Consider the following 21061-nt stretch of genomic DNA (forward strand, 5'->3'; position numbering starts at 1 on the left):
CCCCCGTGACCGCGGCCCCCGTGACCGCGGCCCCCGTGACCGCGGCCCCAGTGACCGCGGCCCGATGATCGGCCGGAAACCGCCGTGCTGTGGCGCCTTGCTTGACTTGCCTGGGACCGGCACACAATTTCCGGCTGAACAGGACCTCGATCGCGCGCCCAGGTTGCACGACAGAAATTGCCGTGAAATGGCCTGTGCCTGATGGGATGACGCAATTCATGACGATAGATGATCTTTATCGGATTCTCCGCGCCGACCACGTTCAGGCGCAGGGGATCGTCGACACCGTCGAATATCCCCTCGTCGTTCTGGACGCCCAGCTTCGTGTCCAGGCCGCCAGCCGGTCCTTTTTCGAGACCTTCAGGGTCGACAGTTTCGACACCGTCGGCAAGCCGTTCTACGAGCTGGGCAATGGCCAGTGGGACATACCCGAACTGCGCCGCCTGCTGGGAGAGGTCATTCCGCGGTCGACGGCCGTGATCGACTACAGGGTCGATCACGACTTTCCCGGTCTGGGCCCGCGGACCATGCTGGTGACGGCACGGGTGTTGCAGACGCCGGGAAATGCAAGCAGTTCGCTTCTGCTGTCGCTGATAGATGCCACAAGGCGCATCCAGCGCGACATGGCCAGGGACATCCTGTCCGGCGAACTCCAGCACCGGATCAAGAACCTGATGGCGGTGACGCAGGCGATTGCCCGGCGGACCAGGGTCGAAGGGCGTTCTGCGGCGGAATACCGCGAGGACCTTCTCGGGCGGTTGCAGTCGCTGTCCGAGGCGCATGTGCTGACCTTCGGCGAGGCGGACGAGGCGCGGCTCAGCACCCTGGTGGACCGGATCCTGGCCCCCTACAGGGATCGGCACGCCATCGTGATCGAGCATGACGGCGATCCTCCCCTGGCATCCGACCGGCTGCTCACCCTCGGTCTGGTCCTGCACGAGCTGGCCACGAACGCCGCCAAATATGGCGCGCTTTCGGTTCCCGGAGGCCGGGTGCATCTCGGCTGGAAGGTGGATCGCGACACCCGGGTGCTGCGGCTGGACTGGAGTGAGGCCGGTGGTCCTCCCGTCGGGAAGCCATCCGCCCCGGGATACGGAACCGAATTGATCCAGTCGGCCGTGGCCTACTCTCTGGGAGGCCGGGCGGAGCAGAGGTTCACCGCCGGTGGTCTGGAGACAGAACTGACCTTTCCGCTTGCCCCCCTCCCGGAGCCAACGCCCTGAACCGGAGGCCGGCAATGGAAAAGAGCATTCTGATTGTCGAAGACGAGTTCCTCGTCGCGCTCGACCTCAAGGAGATGCTCGAGGCCGAGGGCTGGCGCGTGATCGGCCCGGCGGCCTCGGTGAAATCGGCGATCGAGCTTCTGGAGGGTGAGACGCCGACCGTGGCGCTGCTCGATGTCCAGCTCGGCAAGGAAATGTCGACCCGCGTGGCCGAGACATTGCAGCACCTCGAGATACCCTTCGTCTTCACCAGCGCCTATTCGAGCCCGCATCTGGCCGGGCATGGGGCGCTGGCGAAAAGCCCCCGCATGGAAAAGCCGATCGATGAGAAGCGGCTCCTTGCGCTGCTGGCGCGGCTGGCCGGGGCCTGACGCAGCGTCATCTTGTTGCAGGCGCGACCCGCCACACCGTGTTGCCGACATCGTCGGCGACAAGCAGCGCGCCGTCCCCGGCGATCCTGACGCCGACGGGTCGGCCGAGCGCCCGACCGCTCGTGTCGACGAAGCCGGTCAGGACGTCCCGCGGCGGGCCGTCGGGTTTTCCGCGGGAGAACGGGACGAAAATCACCTTGTAGCCCGAGCGCGGCACCCGGTTCCACGAGCCATGCTGGCCGACGAAGGCGCCGTTGCGATAGGCGTCGGGCAAGGCGCTGCCGGCGCTGAAGGTCAGGCCCAGCGAGCCGGTATGCGGACCGAGCGCATAGTCCGGCACGATCGCCCGCGCCACCAGATCGGGGCGCGGCGGCTGGGCGCGGGCGTCGACATGCTGGCCGAAATAGCTGTAGGGCCAGCCGTAGAACCCGCCGGCGCGCACCGAGGTCATGTAGTCCGGCACGAGGTCGCTGCCGATCTCGTCGCGTTCGTTCACCACGACCCACAGCGCCTTGCTGCCCGGCTGCCATGACAGGCCGTTGGCGTTGCGCAGGCCGGTCGCGAAGGCGGTGACGCGGTGGCTCCGCAGGTCGATCCGAAGCACCGCGGCACGATCCCGTTCCGCCGCCATGCCGTTTTCCCCGACATTGCTGTTCGAGCCGACCGTCGCGTAGAGGAATCTGCCGTCGGGGCTGGCGATCAGATCCTTGGTCCAGTGATGGTTGATCGGCCCGGCGGGCAGGCGGGCGACGGTGGTGCCGGGAGACGAGGCATGAAGTGCGCCCGGCCGGTATCGGTAGGCCACGACGGCATCGGTGTTGGCGACATAGAGCCGGTCGCCGACCAGCGCCATGCCGAAGGGGGAATGCAGGCCGGTAAGGAAGGCAGACCGCGTCTCGGCCACGCCATCGCCATCGGCGTCCCGCAGAAGCGTGATGCGATCGGCACTTGGCACGCCTGCACCGGCGCGGGCCATCACCAGCCCCATGACGAAACCCTTGAGCCCCGACCCTGCATCGTGCCGGGCGGGCGCGTTGCTTTCGGCCACAAGGACATCGCCGTTGGGCAGGACATGCAGCCACCGGGGGTGATCGAGCCCGCTGGCGAAGGCGTTCACCCGAAGCCCCCGGGCCGCGGCAGGCGTCGCGCCTTCCGGCCAGCCCCTGGCGGGGGCGATGTGGACGGTGGGGATCAACTGGGGCTTCGGGGCGGGCAGGACGGGATCCGGCCCGTAGCCCTGCGAGACGTTGTAGCCGGCCTTCTCGCAGGACGCTGCTGACATCACAGCGACACCCAGTGCAACGACCTTAAACCATCCGCTTGCTGTGAGCATCGCAGCCCCCGCTCTGACGGTCATCGCGCCCCGCCCCCCTGGGGGGGCGGGACGCTGTCTGACCGGTCTGTCCGGTGTAACGGGACCCTAGTGATGGTGTTCGGGCAGGCTCTTGATCTGTTCCTTGGTCCACGAGGTCTGCGCGTGGACATCGCCGTTCGAGTCGCGCATGAAATCCAGTTGATCGGAGGAGAGCGCCACGGGTTTCGCCCCGATGCCGAGGAAGCCCCCCACATCGACGATGACTTGAACCGCGTGGCCGTTGCCGTGGACGTGCGACACGGTGCCGACCTTGCGATCCTCGATGTCGTAGATCGGCATGTCGAGAAGGGTGGCTTCGTTCAGTTCGGTTTCGGCGAGGCGGGTATGTCTGCTGTGGTCCATCTGCGCTCCTCCAGGTCAGGTTTGCGAAATCGGGTGTCTCTTCAACCCCGCCGGACGGGTTATGTTCCCGCCCGGATGCAGGCGTCGTCAGCCCTGGCCGAGCGTGAGGGTCACGCTGTGATCGCCGTCGGTCACCGGAATTTCCACGCCCTCGGGCAGGACCTGCAACGGATCGCCATCCACGGTGGCCCCGGTGACGGTCCTGCCGCTGCGGTGCGGGTTGAGGATGGTGATTTCGTAGCGCGCCCTGCCGAGCCGGACGGTCGCCGAAAGCCTTGGCCACGCGGCGGGGAAGCAGGGCGCGAGATGCAGACAGTCTCCGCGGCGGGTGAGGCCGAGAAGCCCCTCGATGCCGGCGCGATACATCCAGGCGGCGGAGCCGGTATACCATGTCCAGCCGCCCCGCCCCTCGTGGCGACCGGTGGAATAGACGTCCGCAGCGATCACGTAGGGCTCGACCTTGTAGCGCTCGGCCGCGGCCCGCGACGACGCGTGGTTGATCGGATTGAGCAACGCAAACAGATCGCCGGCGGCGTCGCCGTCGCCGAGCCTTGCCTGCGCCAGAACCGCCCACATTGCGGCGTGGCTGTACTGGCCGCCGTTTTCGCGCAGGCCGGGCGGATAGCCCTTGATATAGCCGGGATCGAGGGGGGTGCGGTCGAAAGGCGGCGTGAAGAGGAGGGCGAGCCCCGGATCGCGGCGGACCAGCCGTTTGGTGAAGGATGCCATCGCCGTCGTGGCGCGGTCACGCGGCGCTGCGCCGGACAGCACGGCCCAGGACTGGGCGATGCTGTCGATCTGGCATTCGGCGGAACCGGACGAGCCGAGGATCGTGCCGTCGTCGAACGTGCCGCGGCGATACCATTCGCCGTCCCAGCCGTGGGTCTCGATGGCGGCCCTCACCGACCGCGCATGCGCCCGCCAGCGCTCCGCCCGTTCCGGGTCGCGCCCGTCGGCGATCGGGGCCATGCGTTCCAGGGTCGCGATCAGCAGCCAGCCGAGCCAGACGCTGGTCCCCCTGCCGCCGTCGCCGACGCGGTTCATGCCGTCGTTCCAGTCGCCGGTGCCGATCAGCGGCATGCCGTTGTCGCCGGTCAAGAGGATCGCCTGGTCCAGCCCGAGGGCGCAATGTTCGAAAAGGCTTGCCGTGTCTTCGCTGACGGCGGGTTGGGCGAAGTCGTCATGCGCGCCGGGCAGAAGCGCCGGGCCATGAAGGAACGGCACCTGTTCGTCCAGCACGCCGCCGTCGCCGGAAACCGCGACATAATGGGCAACGGCATGGCCGAGCCAGACCCGGTCGTCCGAGATGCGGGTCCGCACCCCCTGCCCGGAGTGGGGCAGCCACCAGTGCTGAACGTCGCCTTCCGGGAACTGTCGGGCCGCCGCGCGCAAGAGGTGCTCGCGCGTCAGGTCGGGGCGGCCGAAGGCCAGGGCCATGCCGTCCTGAAGCTGATCGCGGAAGCCGTAGGCGCCGCTGGCCTGATAGAACCCGGCGCGCGCCCAGACCCGGCAGGCGAGCGTCTGGTAGAGCAGCCAGCCGTTCAGCAGGATGTCCATCGCCCGGTCCGGCGAGGCCACCTGCACCGCGGTCAACTGGTCGGTCCAGAACTGCTTCACCCGATCGAGTGTCAGCACGGGGTCTTCGCCGCGCATGCGCGTGACCAGGGCGCTTGCGGCACCGGGGCTTTCGGCCTCGCCCAGAAGGAACAGGATCTCGACCGTCTCGCCGGGGTTCAGCGCCACCTTCCGCCGCAGGGCGGCGCAGGGGTCAAGTCCGGCGCCGGTGCGGCCGGAGAGCGCGGCATCGCCCGGACCGGCGGGCGCGGCGAGGGTTCCGCCGATGCCGAGGAATTCCGCCCGGTCGGCCGTCAGGCTGTCGGTCTGCCCGCCCAGGTCGGCAAATGCGACGCGGCCGGGAAAGGCCGTGGTGAAGCTGTTCCTCGCCAGAAGCGCCCCGGTGGCGGGGTCCTTCCAGGTCACGACATGCGGCGCCGATGTGCTTCGCGCGCTGCCCAGCGACCATTCCGCATAGGCGGTGACATTCAGCCGGCGCCGGGTCGCGCCGGTGTTGCGCAAGGTCAGGCGCGTCACCTTGACGGCGCCTTCCAGCGGCACGAACTGCGTCATCTCGGACGCGATGTCGTTGGCGGCATGGAGAAAGGTCGAATAGCCGAAACCGTGGCGCGCGACATAGGTCCCCTGCCCCCGGATCGGCAGCGCTGTCGGGGTCCAGAGCGCATCGGATGATGGATCATGCAGATAGATCGCCTCGCCCGGCGGATCGCAGACCTGATCGTTCGACCAGGGCGTGAGCTGGTTCTCGCGGCTGTTTTCCGACCAGACAAAGCCGCTGCCCTCGGCCGAGACCTGAAAGCCGAAACGCGGATTGGCGACGACGTTGATCCACGGCGCGGGCGTGGTCTGGCCCTTGCTCAGCACGGTGACATATTCCCGGCCCCGCTCGGCGAAGCCGCCGAAGCCGTTGAAGAACTCTAGATCGGGAACCGGCGGGTCGGCGGCCGTCGCCGGCAGCCGGCGGGGTGGCGCGGGGGCGGAGACAGCCGCGGGGCGAAGGGCGCGCAACTGGGTCCCGATCTCGCCCCGGCTGGCGAGAAGGATGACGCGGGCAACGGCAAGGAGATGATCCCTGGCCTCGCGGCTGATCAGGTCGGAGCGCAGGGTATGGATCGACCCGCGCGCGGGAGAATGGACATGGTCCGCGCCGGGGCGCGAGCGTGCCGCCCGGACCGCACTTTCGATGGCATTCTGAAGGTCCTGCACATAGGAGGACGAGCGGTCGTTGAGGATGACCAGATCCACGGCAAGCCCGCGCATGCCCCAGTATTCGTGGGCGCTGAGGGCCTGATGCAGGGTGCCGATGTCGTCGACATCCTCGATCTGCAACGCCACGATCGGCAGATCGCCCGAAATGCCCCAGGGCCAGAGCGTCGACTGCGGGCCGGCGCCGGCGGCGATCTGCGCCGCAGAGGCGCGCAGCCGCGGATCGTTGCGCAGGATCATGCCGGCGAGCCTCTGAAACTCCGCTGCCTCGGCATGGGTGATTTCCAGATGGCGCAACTGCACCTGCATCTGCGTCCAGGCCAGCGTCGCCGCGCGGGCGAAGGCCGAGGGGTCGCGGTGACGGTCGACGAGATCGAGAAGCGCTTCGGGCGAGGTCGCGATCATCGTCCAGAAGGTGATGCGCGTGGTGCCGCCGGGCGGGACGCTGACGCGCCTGCGGATCGCGAATACCGGATCGAGAACCGTGCCGACCGTGCCGGACAAGGGCGCCCCGGCCATCGCGGCATCGCCGATGGTCCGGCCCCGGCCGATGAACCGGGCGCGATCGGTCTCGATCTGGATCGGAGCGGTTTCCTCGCCCTCGACGACGGCGATGTGGGCGGCCCATACCTCGGGTTCCTCGGGCGACCGTCGGCGCCGGGTGGCGATGATCACGCCAAGCTCCGGCAGGTAGTCGGTCACCACGAACAGTTTCGAGAACGCCGGGTGGGCGATATCCGCGGCGAGCGGTGCGAGCACGAGTTCGGCATAGGAGGTGACGTCGATCTCTCGCGCGCGGCGGCCGGTGTTGGTCAGGGTGACGCGGCGCGCCTCGGCATCGTCCTCGGCCGAGACGACCACCTCGGTGGTTGTCGTCAACCGCGCGTTCTGATGGGTGAAAGCCGCGTGATGCTCATTGAACGCCGCCCGGTGCAATTCGCGCCCGGCGCCAGTCGGCTGAACCGCCGCCGACCATGCCACGTCGCCGGAGGTGTCGCGCATGAAGATGAAGGATCCGAAGGTGGCCTGGGTGGGTTCGCCCCGCCAGCGTGTCACGGCGATGTCGCGCCAGCGGCTGTAGCCTTCGCCCGTCGGCGTCAGCATCACGCCGTAGTTGCCGTTCGAGAGGATATGCCCGGTCGGCATTGCCTGGGCGGGGGACGAGAATGTGCGCAGGCCGAGGTTTTCGCTGTCTTCCTCGGATGCGACCGTCACTTCGGTCGCGCGTGGCAGCGAGATGGCGACATCGCGGGGGACGCGTTCCTGCAACAGCAGGTCCGAGGCCTGGACCATCGGCTCGGAATGAAACCGGTCACGCAGCCTGCCGCCCTGGAGCATGTTGGCGATGGCGGCGATGGTCATGCCCTGATGGTGGGCCATGAAGCTGCGGACGATGGCGTAGTCCTCGTCGGCCTGAAGGCGGGCGGGCGTGAAGTCGATCGCCTCGTAGAAACCATAGCGGCCTTCGGCGCCGAGCGCGGCAAGGGCCGCGTAGTTCCGGGCGGCGGCGGCCGGATCGACCATCGCCGCCAGTCCGGTGGCATAGGGCGCGACGACGCGATTTTCGCTCAGGCCGCGCTTGAGGCCGAGCCCGGGCACGCCGAAGTTGGAATACTGGTAGGTCATCTCCAGATCCCGCGCGTTGAAGGCGGATTCCGAAATGCCCCAGGGTATCCCGACTGCGGCGCCGTAGGCTTCCTGACGCGCCACGACCATGCGGTTTGTCTCGGCGAGCATGGACCCTTCCGGCGCCCGCATGACGAGAGAGGGCATCAGATATTCGAACATGCTGCCCGACCACGAGATCAGCGCCGAACTTGCCCCGAGCGGCGTGGAGGCGCGCCCGAGGCGGAACCAGTGCCGCGCCTCGACATCACCCTTGGCGATCGCGAAAAGGCTGGCGAGGCGCGCCTCGGAGGCCAAAAGATCGTAGCAGTTCGCATCGGGCCGGTTGGTCGCGACGGAAAAACCGATGAGCAGAAGTTTCTTGTCGGGCTCGAACAGGAAGCCGAAATCCATCTCCATCGCCAGCCGGTGCGCCGTGGCCGCCAGATCTTCGAGCAGGGCCGCGTCGGGAGGCCCGGCCCGGTCGGCGAGGTGGTCGGCAAGGCTGCGGCTGGCAGCAGCGACCCAATAGGCAGCTTCCGAGCTTTCCCCCCCGACGACCAGCGCCTGATCACCGAGGGCGACCAGAGGCGACGCGAAGTCCTCAAGCGGCGCGGCCCTGTCCTCGATCGAGCGGGCGAGACTGGCCAGCCGATCGGAAAGCTGTTCCAGTTCGGAATCCGCCAGGAGCGATTGGCGCGCGAGGTCGATCGAGTCGAGAACCGCCTGGCGGACGTCGTGGTCCTTCGGGGCCGAGGTCAGCCATTCGCGGCAGGATTGAGACAGCGCGACGAGATGGCCTGCCAGATTGCCGCTGTCCACGGAGGAGACATAGGGCGGGTCCAGGGGCCTGAGGTCGCGGGTGTCGTACCAGTTGTAGAGGTGCCCGCGGAAGCGTTGCATCCTTTCAAGCGTCGCCAGCGTATCGCGGAGGCGATGGACGGCGGCGGTGCGGCCGATCCAGCCAAGGTCATGGGCCGCAACCGTCGACAGCAGGTAGAGGCCGATATTCGTGGGTGAGGTCCGCGAGGCGACTTTCGGTTTCGGCGTCTCCTGGAAATTGTCGGGGGGCAGGAAGTTTTCCTCCTCGGTCACGAAGGTCTCGAAATACCGCCAGGTGCGGCGGGCGATGGATCGCAGCGCCTGGCGTTGTTCCGGCGTCAACCTCTCGGCGCGGACGGCCGGACCCGGCCTGCTGATGTAGGTCGCGAGCGCCGGGGCAAGGCTCCAGGCGATGCAGAAGGGCAAGGCGAGCGGGAGCGTGCCGGGCGAGAGCCACCAGACGAGCACCGCCAGGCATGGCGCCGCCGCAACGCTCGGGGCCATGCGCACAAAGGCGGAGACGAGTGTCGGGGGCCCCGCCCGGCTCGCCTGCTCGGCCGTCACCCATTCCAGAAGGTGGCGGCGGGAGACCGCCTGCCGCCAGATCGTCCGGACGATGGCGTCGAGCATGACCGCGGCGCTGTCGAGAAGGAACACCACCACGAGGGCGACATGGGTCAGCGCGGTGAGCGTGTCCTTCGCCAGGGCGGCGAGGTGGCTGTGCAGGGTCACGCCGGTGCGGGTCGGCACGATGCCGAAAGGCAAGGGCAAAAGCCGCGGCAGCGCCAGCATCAGCAGGACCCAGACCGTCCACAGGAGCGAAACCGCGGGACCCGAAAGCCAGCCGGCCAGCAGGGTCGCGAGGACCATCGGCGCCAGAAGCGAACGGCGCAGGTTGTCGATCATCTTCCAGCGGCCCACGGCGGGCACGCCGCCATCGGCATGGCGCCGCTTGCCGAATATCCACGGCAGAAGCTGCCAGTCGCCCCGCGCCCAGCGGTGATGACGGCTCCGGTCCGCGTCGTAGCGCGTCGGGAAATCCTCGATCACCTCGACGTCGGAGGCCAGCGCCGCCCGTGCGAACACGCCTTCGAAAAGGTCATGGCTGAGCATGGCGTTGTCGGGAACCCGCCCGGCAAGGGCTGCCTCGAACGCATCGACGTCATAGATGCCCTTTCCGGTGAAGGACCCCTCGCCGAAGACATCCTGGTAGAGGTCCGAGGTCGCCGCCGCATAGGGCTCGATCCCGCCGGGGCTGGAGAAGATTCGCTGATAGACCGATCCCTCGGCGCCAAGGGGAAGGGCGGCGCTGACGCGGGGCTGCATGACGCCATAGCCGTCGACGACGCGTCTGGCGGAGCTGTCGAACCGCGCATGATTCAGCGGATGGGCGATCTTGCCGATCAGCCTGTGCACGGTGTCGCGCAAGAGCCTGGTGTCGGCATCCAGCGTGATCACGTAGCGGATGTCTTGCGGAAGCGGGCCGCTCTGGACGGTGAAGCTGGTATCCCGGGCGCCGCGCAGCAGGCGGTTCAGCTCCATCAGCTTGCCGCGCTTGCGTTCCCAGCCCATCCAGACCCCCTCTGCGGGGTTCCACTGGCGGTGGCGGTGCAGAAAGAAGAACCGCGCGCCGTCTTCGGACGGATAGAGCAGGTTGAGCCGATGGATCGCGTCGAGCGCCATGCCCTTCAGGGCGACCTCGTCCTCGGTGCTTTCGACATCCGCATCGGCGAAGTCGGACAGAAGGGCGAAGTGCAGCGCGCCGCCGACGCTGGAAAGGTGATGGACCTCGAGCTGTTCGATCTGGTGCAGGATGAGCGACGCGTCATGCAGAAGCACCGGCACCGCGACGAGGGTGCGGAGGTCGGGCGGAATGCCCTTTGAAAGGTTGCGGGACGGGAGAGGATGGGGGACGGCGGTGTGCGTGATCACCGTGTTGGTGACGGCCGTTGCGGCCTCGACCGCGACCGCGATGCCGGTGATCGCAAGCGCCACGATCGCCGGCAGGCCTGCCCCTGCGGCATGGGCGAGGGCAAGCGCCGTCGCCAGGAACCCGACCGCAACAAGCATGATCGCCGCCAGATACCCGGGCAGGGCGTGGCGCCCGATCCAGCGGCGCAAGCGCCTGACCGGCGATTGCCGGAACGACAGGGACGCTTCCAGAACCGGGCGGCCCCTGCCGATCAGCCAGTGGCCGGGATCGCTGTCACGCGGTCCGTCCGCTTCGGCCGCAAGGCGAAGGCAGGTGTCGGTCACCGCCTGTTCGCTGTGCCCGGAGCCGCGTGCCAGGATCTCGATTTCGGTCCGATAGCGGTTGCGTGTCGGGAAATCCATGAAGCCGAACGTCGTCTCGGCCCTGAGACGGGCGTCGATCACGCTCACATCCTCGAAGAACTCGGCCCAGTCCATGTCGGAGACCAGCCGCATCGAGGTGACGATGTTGCGCATCGTGACGTTCGATGCCCCCATCCGCAACTGCGCCTGCGTGACGACATCGTCGATGGTCCTGCCGTCGTGGTGCAGGCGCTCTTCCAGCCAGTTCAGAAGCGGCATCTGTGCCGGGTCGTAGCCGCGCAGGCGCTTGGCGATCTGCGCCGCGACCGTTTCGGACAGGGTCAGGTTTTCGTGGGGCGCGATCGCCTTCTGGAACGCCAGCGCTTGCGAGTGTTCGGCGCGGGTGCGCGCCGAGAGCACGTCATCGACAAGCTGGTCGGCCCTCAGACGCTGGGCGTGGCCTTCGATGATCTCCACCGCCAGCCGCCGCATGTTCTCGATCAGAACGATGCGCAGGGTGATCGCGATCGCCCAGAGCTCGCCGATCGTCAACGGCTGGACCTGCTGGTAGGCCGTCACGTAGCGGCGCAGGACCTGTCCGGACAGCAGGCTGTCGGTGTGCGCGACATAGGCCCAGGCCAGCCCGAAGACCCGCGGATACCCCGCGAAGGGCCCGTCGCTGAGCTTCGGAAGCTGCCGGTAGTAGCCCGGCGGCAGGTCGTCGCCGATCTGCCTGAGCTGTTGTTCCACGAGGTGGAAGTTGTCGAGCAGCCATTCCGCGGCAGGGGCGATCGGCTGGCCTTCCTGCACCGCCCTGGCGCAGATGCGGTAAGCGTCGAGGAGAACCGCCGCATTCTCCCTGACGCGCCTGCCGAGGCTCTGGACCCGCGGCCGCCGGGCCGGTGCGACCTGCTGGGCGGCGGCAAGGCTTTCGGCGTGATGCTCCAGCCGTTCGATGCCGAAAAGCTCGGCACGGATCGGCGCCTTGTCCTGCCAGACTGCCGCCGATCCCTTCCTGTCCCGCCCTATCGCCGCAGCGAGCGAATGCAGGATGTCGGCTGCCGTCAAATCCGGACCGTCCGTTTCGGCACCCCGCGTTCAAGGCCGGTTTCCTGCACCATCACCATCTCGACCGCCACCACGGCCGTGCCCGGAACGGTCGCCTGCTGTTCCTTCCCGGCCTCGCCGCCCCACTCCAGGCGCACCCGCCTTGTCATGGCAGACCACTTGCTTTCGATTTGATCCCAGTTCATCGCTTTGTCCTTTCGGGTCCGGGCAGGCCCGGGCAGCCTTCGGGCACCGACCGATTTCCGGCGCCCACATGAGTGAACGGGGTAAGGGCGGGACGGGTTCCTTCACGATCCGTCGTCGGCAGGTTTCCGCGCGGCCGCCAGCGTCCCGAAAACCGTCGGTGAGACAAATTATTGTGTTTTCCGTGGAAACGGCCTGTTTCCCAAACGGCAAAATCCCGCGCGCCCGCTCTGGCTGAGCTGGCGTTTTCGTGCAATACTGCAAACTTGTTGTTGCAGATGACGTCCGTGACCCCAGATCGAGGGGATCCTGCTGAAACCCCCCCGTCCGCGGGTCTGTCTTCCAGTGTTCCGCAGCCGCATTCTCCTCCTGATGTTCAGGCGACAGCCATGCCCGACAGCCCGCACCGGCCGCCACTCGACGAGGATGACGCGAGGTTCATCATCGTCGAGGCGACACCGGCGATGCTGTGGCTGGGCGACGAACAGGGCAATTGCGTCTATCTGAACCGCGAGCAGCGCGAATTCTGGGGCGTTCGGCCCGACCTTGGCGATTTCAGTTGGGACAGGACGCTGCATCCCGACGATGTCGCGCGGCTTTGGTCTGTGCAGGCGAACGCCATGCAAAGACACATCCCCTTCGAGACCGAGGCGCGGTACCGCCGGGCCGACGGGGTCTGGCGCATTCTCCATACCTCGGCGAGGCCCCGGTTTTCCGCCGACGGAACCTTCCTCGGGATGGTCGGGCAAAACCGGGACGTCACCGAGCAGCGGGCGGCAGAGGAGAGGCTGAAGCGCACCGCCGAGCAGTTGAACCTCGCACTCGACGCCGCCGAAGGGGTCGGAACCTGGCAGTGGAACGCTGCCGACGGCCTGCTTCAGGGTGACCGGCGTTTTGGCGAAACCTTCGGCATGGCGCCCGACCAGGCCGCCAGGGGCATCCCGTTCAAGGCCGTGCTCAGACCGATCCACAGGGCCGATCGCGACGCCTTCGCCCGGCAGATGAAATCCGCGATGGCGCAAGGCGGGGTCTACCGATCCGAGTTCCGCCTCGACAGCGGCGGCACCCCACGCTGGCTGCTTGCGACCGGCAGTTGCGAGCTTGGGCCCGATGGCCGGCCGGCACAGTTTGCGGGCGTCGTGTTCGACATCACCGAGCAGAAGGCGCGCGAGGCGCAGCTTGACCTTCTGGCCAGGGAACTGGCGCATCGCATCAAGAACATCTTTGCCGTCCTTGGCGGGATGGCGCGCCTTTCCGCCCGCGATGCGCCGGAGTCCGGTGCGGCGTTCGAAAGCTTCCAGGGGCGTCTTGCCGCGATGGCGGCAGCCTATGCCCAGATCATCCCGACGGACGAGCAGATGAACCAGGCCGGGACCATGCTGTCGCTGCTGGACCGGCTGTTTGCGCCCTTCAACGCAGAACGGGGTGCCCATGTCGTGGTCAGCGGCCCCGATCTTCCGCTGAGCACGAAAGCCGCATCCAACCTCGCGCTGATCTTTCACGAGCTGGCCACCAATGCCGCGAAATACGGGGCGCTGGCGAATTCCGGCACCGTGCGGCTGACCATCGAACAGGTCGGGGGGGCAGAGGTGTCGTTTGCCTGGGAAGAAGAGGTGCCGGCCCGGACCGTGGTCGCACCGGCGGCGCTCGGGTTCGGGTCGAGGGTCCTGGAACTGGCCTCGAGCAACCTCGGGGCGCAGGCTTCCGCGACATGGCGGCCGGAAGGGCTGCTGTGGACGATGGTCGCGCCACTGGCAAGCCTGTCCGATCCCTGACCGCTGGTCCGCACCGGAGCAACACGTGAAGGGATCCGTGCCGGTTTCGGCAAAGACCAGCGCCACCGCCGTCAGCCCGCCGGTGAAGGCCGCCCCTTGGATGCCGGCGCTGCCCAGGTTCAGCATCACCCCGAGCGAGGCGCCGAAGCCCGCCCCGGCGGAAACCCCCAGAATGTCGGGGGACACGATCGGGTTGCGAAACAGGTTCTGGTAGGCCGCGCCGGCCGCGGCCAGCGCGCCGCCGACCATGACGGCGGCAATGATGCGCGGCAGCCGGACGTCCAGCACGATCTGCCCGAATGCCGCCGGCCAGTCCCCCGGCGCGCCGGTCAGCGGCGCGGTCAGGATCGCCATCACCGTCCGCGCCGGAACCGCGACCCGGCCAAGGCCAAGCGAGAACACCGCCAGCGCCGCCAGCGCCATGACCAGGCCCGCCGTAACCGTGGCGAAACGTGTCATGCGCGGCGAGGCCGTCACGGAATCCGGTGCGGCCATCAGCATTCGTCGATATGGCTGAGCGTCTCTCCCCTCGCAACGAAGAACTGTTCCAGCACCGCGTTCGACTGCGCGTAGAAGCCCTTTTCCCACGGAATGACCCATTCCTTCGCCTCCGGATCGAAACGGGCCGCGGGAAAGGTTTCGGTGAAATCGGTTTCCAACCTGTCGGCGTTTTTACCGAGCAGGATGCCGTGGCGCTTGCAGCGCTTGATGAGGGTGATCATGGGCCGCTCCTGATTCGTTATGTTCAGATAAACATATCGACACGCAGGCCGACCCGGTTGTCAACCAGCCCGACTGCGGCATCACCGGATGTCGGAGGGGGCCGCCCTGGTGCCGGCGGATGGTCAGGGTTGTCGGCCCGCGCCCACCGGCAAGATGCTTGCCGTTCCCGGCAGGTAGGCCGGTGGGGTCGGTCACGATATGTCCGCCAAAAAATACCGATTGCCCATAGGGCGCCGATTCTGCGACAGTGACAGGCAGAATGCCACGCATATCTGCCCCGGATCGGACCAGAGTCATTCCGGCGGCTGTCGCCCTTTGACAGGAGGACAAAGTGAAACTGAGCGCACGCAATGTCCTGAAAGGCAAGGTCGTCGGGGTCGAGCCGGGCGTCGTGACCACGATCGTCCGGATTGACCCTCGGCGGCGGCGCAGTCGTCACCAGTTCGATCACCAGGGCCGCAGCGGATGAGCTGCGTCTGGCCGTCGGCGACGAGGCTTTCGCGGTGATCAAGGCGTCGGACGTGATGGTCGGCAAGCCTTGAGCGTGGATACAGCCGAGGTTCGTGCCGGCGAGGAGCTGGCCGATCTGCCCGCAACCCGCGACGCGGGATTGATTTTCATCGGGCGGATCGAAACGCCCTGGACGCTCCGCGCCGAATGTCCGCGCGGAGGCGATGCCGAACACGGCCCCGATTGTCGCGTGATTCTGGACCCGCGCTGGCAGGCGGCTCTGAAGGGGCTGACGGCCGGCGACGGGCTGCAACTGCTCTACTGGATGGACCGGGCACGGCGCGATCTGGTGCTGCAATCGCCCCGCAATGACGGCCAGACGCTTGGCACCTTCGCGATCCGCTCGCCCTGCCGGCCGAACCCGATCGCCAGTTCGGTGGTGCGGCTCATGACGCTGGACGGGCCCTGCCTTGTGGTGCGGGGGCTCGACTGCGTGTCGGGCACCCCGCTTCTGGACATCAAGCCGCATCGCCTGAACCCGGCCTGAGCGGGATTTCGACTGCGCGATGGCGCGGATCGCGGCGCGGTCCGCCGGCCCGGGCCGGATTGTTGCATCTTGACCGCCCCCCGTTTGGCTGAAAAGGTTGCGGTAACAGCCACTGGCCGCCGAACGGCCGGACGCGCGCAAAGCGCAGGGGAGCCGCCGGGGTGTCGGGCGGAGACAGGGAGAGGGGAATGGAGTATTTCATCCAGCAGACCGTCAACGGTCTGACGCTGGGGTCGATCTACGGCATGATCGCGATCGGCTACACGATGGTCTACGGGATCATCGGCATGATCAACTTCGCCCACGGCGACGTCTTCATGCTGGGGGCTTTCGCCGCCCTCATCGCCTTCCTGATCCTGACCGCGATCTTCGCCAGCGTCCCTGTCGCGGTGGCGCTGGTGGTGATGATGGCGATCGCGATCGTCATGACCTCGCTGTGGAACTGGACCATCGAGCGGATCGCCTACCGCCCGCTCAGGGGCTCGTTCCGGCTTGCGCCGCTGATCACCGCCATCGGCATGTCGATCGTGCTGTCGAACTTCATCCAGGTGACGCAGGGCCCGCGCAACAAGCCGATTCCCCCGCTGGTCTCGAGGGTCTACGACCTCTGGGGCATCTCGGTCTCGCTCAAGCAGATCCTGATCGTGATCATCACCGTCGCGATGATGGCGGTGTTCTGGTTCGTGGTGAACCGCACCTCGCTCGGTCGGGCGCAGCGCGCCACCGAGCAGGACCGCAAGATGGCGGCCCTGCTGGGCGTGGACGTGGACCGCACCATCTCGATCACCTTCGTGATGGGGGCCGCGCTGGCCGGCGTCGCCGGCACGATGTACCTGATGTATTACGGGGTCACCGTCTTCTCCGACGGGTTCGTCCCGGGGGTCAAGGCCTTCACCGCCGCGGTGCTGGGCGGCATCGGCTCGCTGCCGGGCGCGCTTCTGGGCGGGCTCTTGATCGGGCTGATCGAATCGCTGTGGTCGGCCTATTTTTCGATCGACTACAAGGATGTGGCGACGTTCTCGATCCTCGCCATCGTGCTGATCTTCAAGCCCTCGGGCATCCTCGGGCGCCCTGAAATCGAGAAAGTGTGACCAGGATGGCCGTGCAAACCACCGTTCCCGAGGCTCGGCAGGGCGGCCTCTTCGCCCGGGCGCTGCGCGAGTCGCTCTTCGCCGGGCTGATCACCTTCGGCATGTTCGTGCTGTTCGTCGGGCTGAAGACCGACCAGAACATCCGCAACGAACTGGTCCTCACCCAGCGCTGGGGGCTCTTGGCCGTCTTCATCGCCGTGGCGATGGCGGGCCGTTTCCTGATGATCGTCGCCATCGGCCCCTGGCTTGCATCGCGCAAGGCGGCGCGGGCGGCGCGGCCGGTGGCGGCGCCGCAACCGCAGGGCCTGATCCGCCGCAACCTGCATATCGTCGGCTTCGCCGCGCTGGTGCTGTTCCCGCCGGTGATCGTGGCGCTTGTCGGGGTGCAGGGCTCGCTCAAGTTCGTCGACAACTTCGGCATCCAGATCCTGATCTACGTGATGCTGGCGTGGGGGCTGAACATCGTCGTGGGCCTCGCCGGTCTTCTCGACCTCGGCTATGTCGCCTTCTACGCGGTCGGCGCCTATTCCTACGCGCTGCTGTCCAGCAACTTCGGGCTGTCGTTCTGGCTCCTGTTGCCGATCGCGGGAATCCTTTCCGCCTGCTGGGGCGTCATCCTCGGCTTTCCGGTGCTGCGGCTCAGGGGCGACTATCTGGCGATCGTGACGCTGGCCTTCGGCGAGATCATCCGCCTTGTCCTGATCAACTGGACCGAGGTCACCAAGGGCACCTTCGGGGTGTCCGGCATCGCCAAGGCCTCGGTCTTCGGCATCTGGTCGTTCGATGTCTCGGCGCCGAACAACTTCGCCAAGGTCTTCGGCCTGCCGATGTCCTCGGTCTATTACAAGATCTTCCTCTTCTACGTCATCCTCGCGATGTGCGCGCTGACCGCCTATGTCTCGATGCGGCTCAGGGCGATGCCCATCGGCCGCGCCTGGGAGGCGCTGCGCGAGGACGAGATCGCCTGCCGCTCGCTCGGCATCAACACCACGACGACGAAGCTCACGGCCTTTGCCACGGGCGCGATGTTCGGCGGCTTTGCCGGCGCGTTCTTTGGCGCGCGGCAAGGCTTCGTCTCGCCCGAATCCTTCGTCTTCCTCGAATCGGCGGTGATCCTTGCCATCGTCGTCCTGGGCGGCATGGGCTCGCTCTTCGGCATCGCGGTCGCCGCGGCGGTGATGATCGGTGGCACCGAGCTGCTGCGCGAGATGAGCTTTCTCAAGGCGGTGTTCGGTGACGATTTCACGCCCGAGCTGTACCGGATGCTGATCTTCGGCCTGGCGATGGTGGTGGTGATGGTGCTGAAACCGCGCGGCTTCGTCGGCACGCGCCAGCCCACGGCCTTCCTGCACGAACGCAAGGCGATCTCCGGCAGCTTCACCAAGGAGGGGCACGGCTGATGGGCGGGCAGGACAAGACCATGACCGGCGACGTGATCCTGCGGGTCGAGCATCTGACGATGCGCTTCGGCGGGCTTCTGGCCATCAACGACCTGTCGTTCGACGTGCGCCGGGGCGAGATCACCGCACTGATCGGGCCGAACGGTGCCGGCAAGACCACCGTCTTCAACTGCGTGACCGGCTTCTACCGGCCGACGATGGGCATGCAGACCCTGATCCAGCGCGACGGCACCCAGTTCCATCTGGAGCGGCTGAACGACTTCCGCATCAACCATCATGCCAAGGTCGCACGCACCTTCCAGAACATCCGGCTGTTCACCGGGCTAACGGTTCTGGAAAACCTGCTGGTCGCACAGCACAACATGCTGATGCGGGCATCCGGCTACACCGTGCTGGGGCTTCTGGGCTTTCCGGCCTACCGGCAGGCCTCGGCCGAGGCGACCCGGAAGGCGAAGCACTGGCTGGAAAAGGCCGGGCTGGTCGAGCGGGCCGACGATCCGGCGGGTGACCTGCCCTACGGGGCGCAGCGCCGGCTCGAGATCGCGCGCGCCATGTGCACCGACCCCGAGCTTCTTTGCCTCGACGAACCCGCGGCCGGCCTCAACCCGCGCGAAAGCACGGAGCTGAACGCGCTTCTCCGCGCGATCCGCGACGAGACCGGCACCTCGCTTCTCTTGATCGAGCATGACATGTCGGTGGTCATGGAAATCTCCGATCACATCGTGGTGCTGGAATACGGCATCAAGATTTCCGACGGCACGCCCGAGGAAGTAAAGAACGACCCGAAGGTCATCGCGGCCTATCTCGGCGTCGAGGACGACGAGGTGGAAGAGGTGCTGGAGGAGATCACGCACACGACCGAGGGGGCCGGGGCATGAGGGATGCACTTCTCAGCGTCGAGGGGGTCGAGACCTACTACGGCAACATCCGTGCCCTGGGCGGCGTCGACGTCGAGGTCGGCCGCGGCGAGATCGTCTGCCTGATCGGCGCCAACGGCGCGGGCAAGTCCACCCTGATGATGACGGTCTGCGGATCGCCGCAGGCCCGCAGCGGGCGGGTGATCTTCGAGGGTGACGACATCACCCGGATGCCGACGCATCTGATCGCCCGTCGCCGCATCGCCCAGTCGCCCGAGGGGCGGCGGATCTTTCCCCGCATGACGGTGCTGGAGAACCTCCAGATGGGGGCGAGCCTCGACGGTCAGGCGCATTTCAGGGAAGACGTGGAAAAGGTCTTCACCCTGTTCCCGCGGCTGAAGGAACGCCAGCACCAGCGCGGCGGGACGCTGTCGGGCGGCGAGCAGCAGATGCTGTCGATCGCGCGGGCGCTGATGGCGCGGCCGAAGCTGCTGCTGCTCGACGAGCCCTCGCTGGGTCTTGCGCCGTTGATCGTCAAGCAGATCTTCGCGGCGATCCGGGTCCTGAACCAGCAAGAGGGGCTGACGGTCTTCCTGGTGGAGCAGAACGCCTTCGCCGCGCTCAAGCTTTCAAACCGCGGCTATGTCCTGGTGAACGGCAAGATCACGATGTCGGGGCCGAGCAGGGAGTTGCTGTCGAACCCGGAGGTCCGCGCGGCCTATCTGGAAGGGGGGCATCACTGATGCCGGTGACGATACGGGGGAGTGCGTAGCGATGCAGGGAATCCTGTATGAGGAGCCATCGGTCCTGACCTTTGCGCTGATCACCTTCGTGATGGGCGGCTGGACGGCCTGGCGCACCGGACGCGCGGCGGCGGAAAGCTGGAGCGACCTCGGGGCGCTGGTCGCCTACGTGGCGCTTCTGGGTGTGGCGATCCGCTTCATCCACCACGCGCTCTTTGCCGGCACCTTCCTGTCGATACACTATTATCTGGTTGATACCGCGATCCTTTTGGTGTTCGCATACGCCGGATACCGGTTCACGCGGACGCGCCAGATGACGACCCAGTACTACTGGCTCTACCGCAAGACCTCGCCCTTCGGCTGGGCGTCGAAATGACCGGGTTCCGCCGCCCGGCGATCGCCGGGTGGTGCGCGCAGCGGCACGGTGAGCGGAACACCGGCGGCTGACCGATTACGAAGGGTTCCGTGCAACATGGGAGTTTTCCAATGAAGAAATCCGTCCTTTCGGCCCTTGCGCTGGCGGCCTCTCTGGGGCTTGCGAGCGCCGCCTGGGCCGATGTCATCCTCGCCGTGGGCGCACCGCTCACCGGCCCCAACGCAGCCTTCGGCGCGCAGATCCAGAAGGGTGCCGAAAAAGCCATCGCCGACATCAATGCGGCCGGCGGGATGAACGGCGAACAGATCCAGATCACGCTGGGCGATGACCAGTCCGACCCGAAACAGGGCGTCTCGGTCGCCAACAAGTTCGTGGCCGACGGCGTCAAGGTGGTGATCGGCCACTTCAACTCGGGCGTGTCGATCCCGGCCTCGGAAGTCTATGCCGAAAACGGCATCCTCGAGGTTTCGCCCGCCGCCACCAACCCGGTCTACACCGAACGCGGCATGTGGAACACGTTCCGGACCTGCGGCCGCGACGACCAGCAGGGCGACATTGCCGGCGCCTATATCGCCGAGCACTTCAAGGACGCCAAGATCGCCGTCGTCCATGACAAGACGCCCTACGGCCAGGGCCTTGCCGACCTGACCAAGGCGGCGATGAACAAGGGCGGCGTGACCGAGGTGATGTACGAAGGCATCAACGCCGGCGACAAGGACTTCTCGGCGCTGATCGCCAAGATGAAGGAAGCCGGCGTCACGCTGGTCTACTACGGCGGTCTGCACACCGAGGCCGGCCTTCTGATCCGGCAGATGGCCGACCAGGGGCTGAAGGTGCCGCTGATGTCGGGCGACGGCATCGTGTCGAACGAACTCGCCGCCATCGCCGGCGACGCGGTCGCGGGCACGATGAACACCTTCGCCCCCGATCCGCGCCTGCGCCCCGAGGCCCAGGCTCTGGTCGAGACCTTCCGCGCCGAGGGCTTCGAGCCTGAGGCCTACACGCTCTACTCCAATGCCGCGGTCCAGGTCGTGGCCGCCGCCGCCGCCGCCGCC

The 21061-nt window shown here is 67.2% G+C and carries 17 protein-coding genes and 1 pseudogene; 12 read left to right on the plus strand and 6 right to left on the minus strand.

The genetic code is table 11. The features are described from left to right. Positions 1–206: 206 nt before the first annotated feature. Both ACE3P6_RS18945 and ACE3P6_RS18950 read left to right on the plus strand, forming a co-directional pair. Positions 207–1223 (plus strand): HWE histidine kinase domain-containing protein, encoded by a 1017-nt coding sequence (locus tag ACE3P6_RS18945; RefSeq protein ID WP_374397999.1) that lies wholly within the window; start codon positions 207–209, stop codon positions 1221–1223. Positions 1224–1237: 14 nt separating this feature from the next. After that, a complete protein-coding gene (locus ACE3P6_RS18950; RefSeq protein WP_374398000.1) occupies positions 1238–1594 on the plus strand; it encodes a response regulator in 357 nt (118 codons plus the stop codon). Positions 1595–1601: 7 nt separating this feature from the next. Here ACE3P6_RS18950 and ACE3P6_RS18955 read toward each other — a convergent pair whose 3' ends face one another. From ACE3P6_RS18955 to ACE3P6_RS18970, 4 genes are all read right to left on the minus strand, one after another. Further along, positions 1602–2876 carry a sorbosone dehydrogenase family protein gene (locus ACE3P6_RS18955; RefSeq protein ID WP_374398001.1) on the minus strand — a complete coding sequence of 425 codons (1275 nt, stop codon included), beginning with the start codon at positions 2874–2876 and terminating at the stop codon, positions 1602–1604. A 138-nt stretch (positions 2877–3014) separates the two neighbouring features. Next, positions 3015–3311, minus strand: coding sequence for a PRC-barrel domain-containing protein (locus ACE3P6_RS18960; protein ID WP_374398002.1), 297 nt, complete (start codon positions 3309–3311; stop codon positions 3015–3017). Between the two features lie 87 nt (positions 3312–3398). Beyond that, complete coding sequence (locus ACE3P6_RS18965; RefSeq protein ID WP_374398003.1) at positions 3399–11861, minus strand: GH36-type glycosyl hydrolase domain-containing protein; 8463 nt, start codon at positions 11859–11861, stop codon at positions 3399–3401. Then, on the minus strand, positions 11858–12046 hold the full coding sequence (locus ACE3P6_RS18970; protein ID WP_374398004.1) for a hypothetical protein: 189 nt from the start codon (positions 12044–12046) through the stop codon (positions 11858–11860). The genes ACE3P6_RS18965 and ACE3P6_RS18970 overlap by 4 nt, the downstream gene beginning before the upstream one ends. Positions 12047–12433: 387 nt before the next feature. On the opposite strand from ACE3P6_RS18970, the gene ACE3P6_RS18975 reads away from it, so the two are divergent. Continuing rightward, the gene (locus tag ACE3P6_RS18975) at positions 12434–13819 is read left to right on the plus strand and encodes a sensor histidine kinase (RefSeq protein WP_374398005.1); all 1386 of its coding nucleotides are present in this window, start codon (positions 12434–12436) and stop codon (positions 13817–13819) included. Between the two features lie 108 nt (positions 13820–13927). Here ACE3P6_RS18975 and ACE3P6_RS18980 read toward each other — a convergent pair. Continuing rightward, a pseudogene (locus ACE3P6_RS18980) lies at positions 13928–14176 on the minus strand (iron chelate uptake ABC transporter family permease subunit); the annotation flags it as partial. Here ACE3P6_RS18980 and ACE3P6_RS18985 point away from each other — a divergent pair. Beyond that, positions 14067–14336 (plus strand): hypothetical protein, encoded by a 270-nt coding sequence (locus tag ACE3P6_RS18985; RefSeq protein ID WP_374398006.1) that lies wholly within the window; start codon positions 14067–14069, stop codon positions 14334–14336. The pseudogene ACE3P6_RS18980 and the gene ACE3P6_RS18985 overlap by 110 nt on opposite strands. Here ACE3P6_RS18985 and ACE3P6_RS18990 read toward each other — a convergent pair. Next, the gene (locus ACE3P6_RS18990) at positions 14314–14541 is read right to left on the minus strand and encodes a hypothetical protein (RefSeq protein ID WP_374398007.1); all 228 of its coding nucleotides are present in this window, start codon (positions 14539–14541) and stop codon (positions 14314–14316) included. The genes ACE3P6_RS18985 and ACE3P6_RS18990 overlap by 23 nt on opposite strands. Before the next feature lie 411 nt (positions 14542–14952). Between ACE3P6_RS18990 and ACE3P6_RS18995 the strand changes: the two genes are divergently transcribed. The 8 genes from ACE3P6_RS18995 to ACE3P6_RS19030 all read left to right on the plus strand — a co-directional run. After that, positions 14953–15084 (plus strand): molybdopterin-binding protein, encoded by a 132-nt coding sequence (locus tag ACE3P6_RS18995; RefSeq protein WP_374398008.1) that lies wholly within the window; start codon positions 14953–14955, stop codon positions 15082–15084. 2 nt (positions 15085–15086) lie between these two features. Further along, on the plus strand, positions 15087–15539 hold the full coding sequence (locus ACE3P6_RS19000; protein WP_374398015.1) for an SAM-dependent methyltransferase: 453 nt from the start codon (positions 15087–15089) through the stop codon (positions 15537–15539). A 188-nt stretch (positions 15540–15727) separates the two neighbouring features. Next, positions 15728–16630, plus strand: coding sequence for a branched-chain amino acid ABC transporter permease (locus ACE3P6_RS19005; protein WP_374398009.1), 903 nt, complete (start codon positions 15728–15730; stop codon positions 16628–16630). 5 nt (positions 16631–16635) lie between these two features. Next, positions 16636–18030 (plus strand): high-affinity branched-chain amino acid ABC transporter permease LivM, encoded by a 1395-nt coding sequence (gene livM, locus ACE3P6_RS19010; RefSeq protein ID WP_374398010.1) that lies wholly within the window; start codon positions 16636–16638, stop codon positions 18028–18030. Continuing rightward, positions 18030–18908, plus strand: a complete 879-nt coding sequence (locus ACE3P6_RS19015) for an ABC transporter ATP-binding protein (protein ID WP_374398011.1) — start codon at positions 18030–18032, stop codon at positions 18906–18908. Before livM ends, ACE3P6_RS19015 begins: the two co-directional genes overlap by 1 nt. Then, positions 18905–19630, plus strand: coding sequence for an ABC transporter ATP-binding protein (locus ACE3P6_RS19020; RefSeq protein WP_374398012.1), 726 nt, complete (start codon positions 18905–18907; stop codon positions 19628–19630). The genes ACE3P6_RS19015 and ACE3P6_RS19020 overlap by 4 nt, the downstream gene beginning before the upstream one ends. Before the next feature lie 31 nt (positions 19631–19661). After that, complete coding sequence (locus ACE3P6_RS19025) at positions 19662–20006, plus strand: DUF6867 family protein (RefSeq protein WP_374398013.1); 345 nt, start codon at positions 19662–19664, stop codon at positions 20004–20006. A 110-nt stretch (positions 20007–20116) separates the two neighbouring features. Further along, the coding region (locus ACE3P6_RS19030) for a branched-chain amino acid ABC transporter substrate-binding protein (protein WP_374398014.1) at positions 20117–21061 on the plus strand (945 nt) is incomplete at its 3' end.

This window comes from Tabrizicola sp. (genome assembly GCF_041911175.1).
Classification (GTDB): Bacteria; Pseudomonadota; Alphaproteobacteria; order Rhodobacterales; family Rhodobacteraceae; genus Tabrizicola.

Bases quoted from the DNA above. Each gene is read 5' to 3' on its own strand.
- ACE3P6_RS18945 (WP_374397999.1), top strand. From the start codon at position 207: ATGACGCAATTCATGACGATAGATGATCTTTATCGGATTCTCCGCGCC.
- ACE3P6_RS18950 (WP_374398000.1), top strand. From the start codon at position 1,238: ATGGAAAAGAGCATTCTGATTGTCGAAGACGAGTTCCTCGTCGCGCTC.
- ACE3P6_RS18955 (WP_374398001.1), bottom strand. From the start codon at position 2,876: ATGTCAGCAGCGTCCTGCGAGAAGGCCGGCTACAACGTCTCGCAGGGC.
- ACE3P6_RS18960 (WP_374398002.1), bottom strand. From the start codon at position 3,311: ATGGACCACAGCAGACATACCCGCCTCGCCGAAACCGAACTGAACGAA.
- ACE3P6_RS18970 (WP_374398004.1), bottom strand. From the start codon at position 12,046: ATGAACTGGGATCAAATCGAAAGCAAGTGGTCTGCCATGACAAGGCGG.
- ACE3P6_RS18975 (WP_374398005.1), top strand. From the start codon at position 12,434: ATGCCCGACAGCCCGCACCGGCCGCCACTCGACGAGGATGACGCGAGG.
- ACE3P6_RS18985 (WP_374398006.1), top strand. From the start codon at position 14,067: ATGACGGCGGCAATGATGCGCGGCAGCCGGACGTCCAGCACGATCTGC.
- ACE3P6_RS18990 (WP_374398007.1), bottom strand. From the start codon at position 14,541: ATGATCACCCTCATCAAGCGCTGCAAGCGCCACGGCATCCTGCTCGGT.
- ACE3P6_RS19005 (WP_374398009.1), top strand. From the start codon at position 15,728: ATGGAGTATTTCATCCAGCAGACCGTCAACGGTCTGACGCTGGGGTCG.
- livM (WP_374398010.1), top strand. From the start codon at position 16,636: ATGGCCGTGCAAACCACCGTTCCCGAGGCTCGGCAGGGCGGCCTCTTC.
- ACE3P6_RS19015 (WP_374398011.1), top strand. From the start codon at position 18,030: ATGGGCGGGCAGGACAAGACCATGACCGGCGACGTGATCCTGCGGGTC.
- ACE3P6_RS19020 (WP_374398012.1), top strand. From the start codon at position 18,905: ATGAGGGATGCACTTCTCAGCGTCGAGGGGGTCGAGACCTACTACGGC.
- ACE3P6_RS19025 (WP_374398013.1), top strand. From the start codon at position 19,662: ATGCAGGGAATCCTGTATGAGGAGCCATCGGTCCTGACCTTTGCGCTG.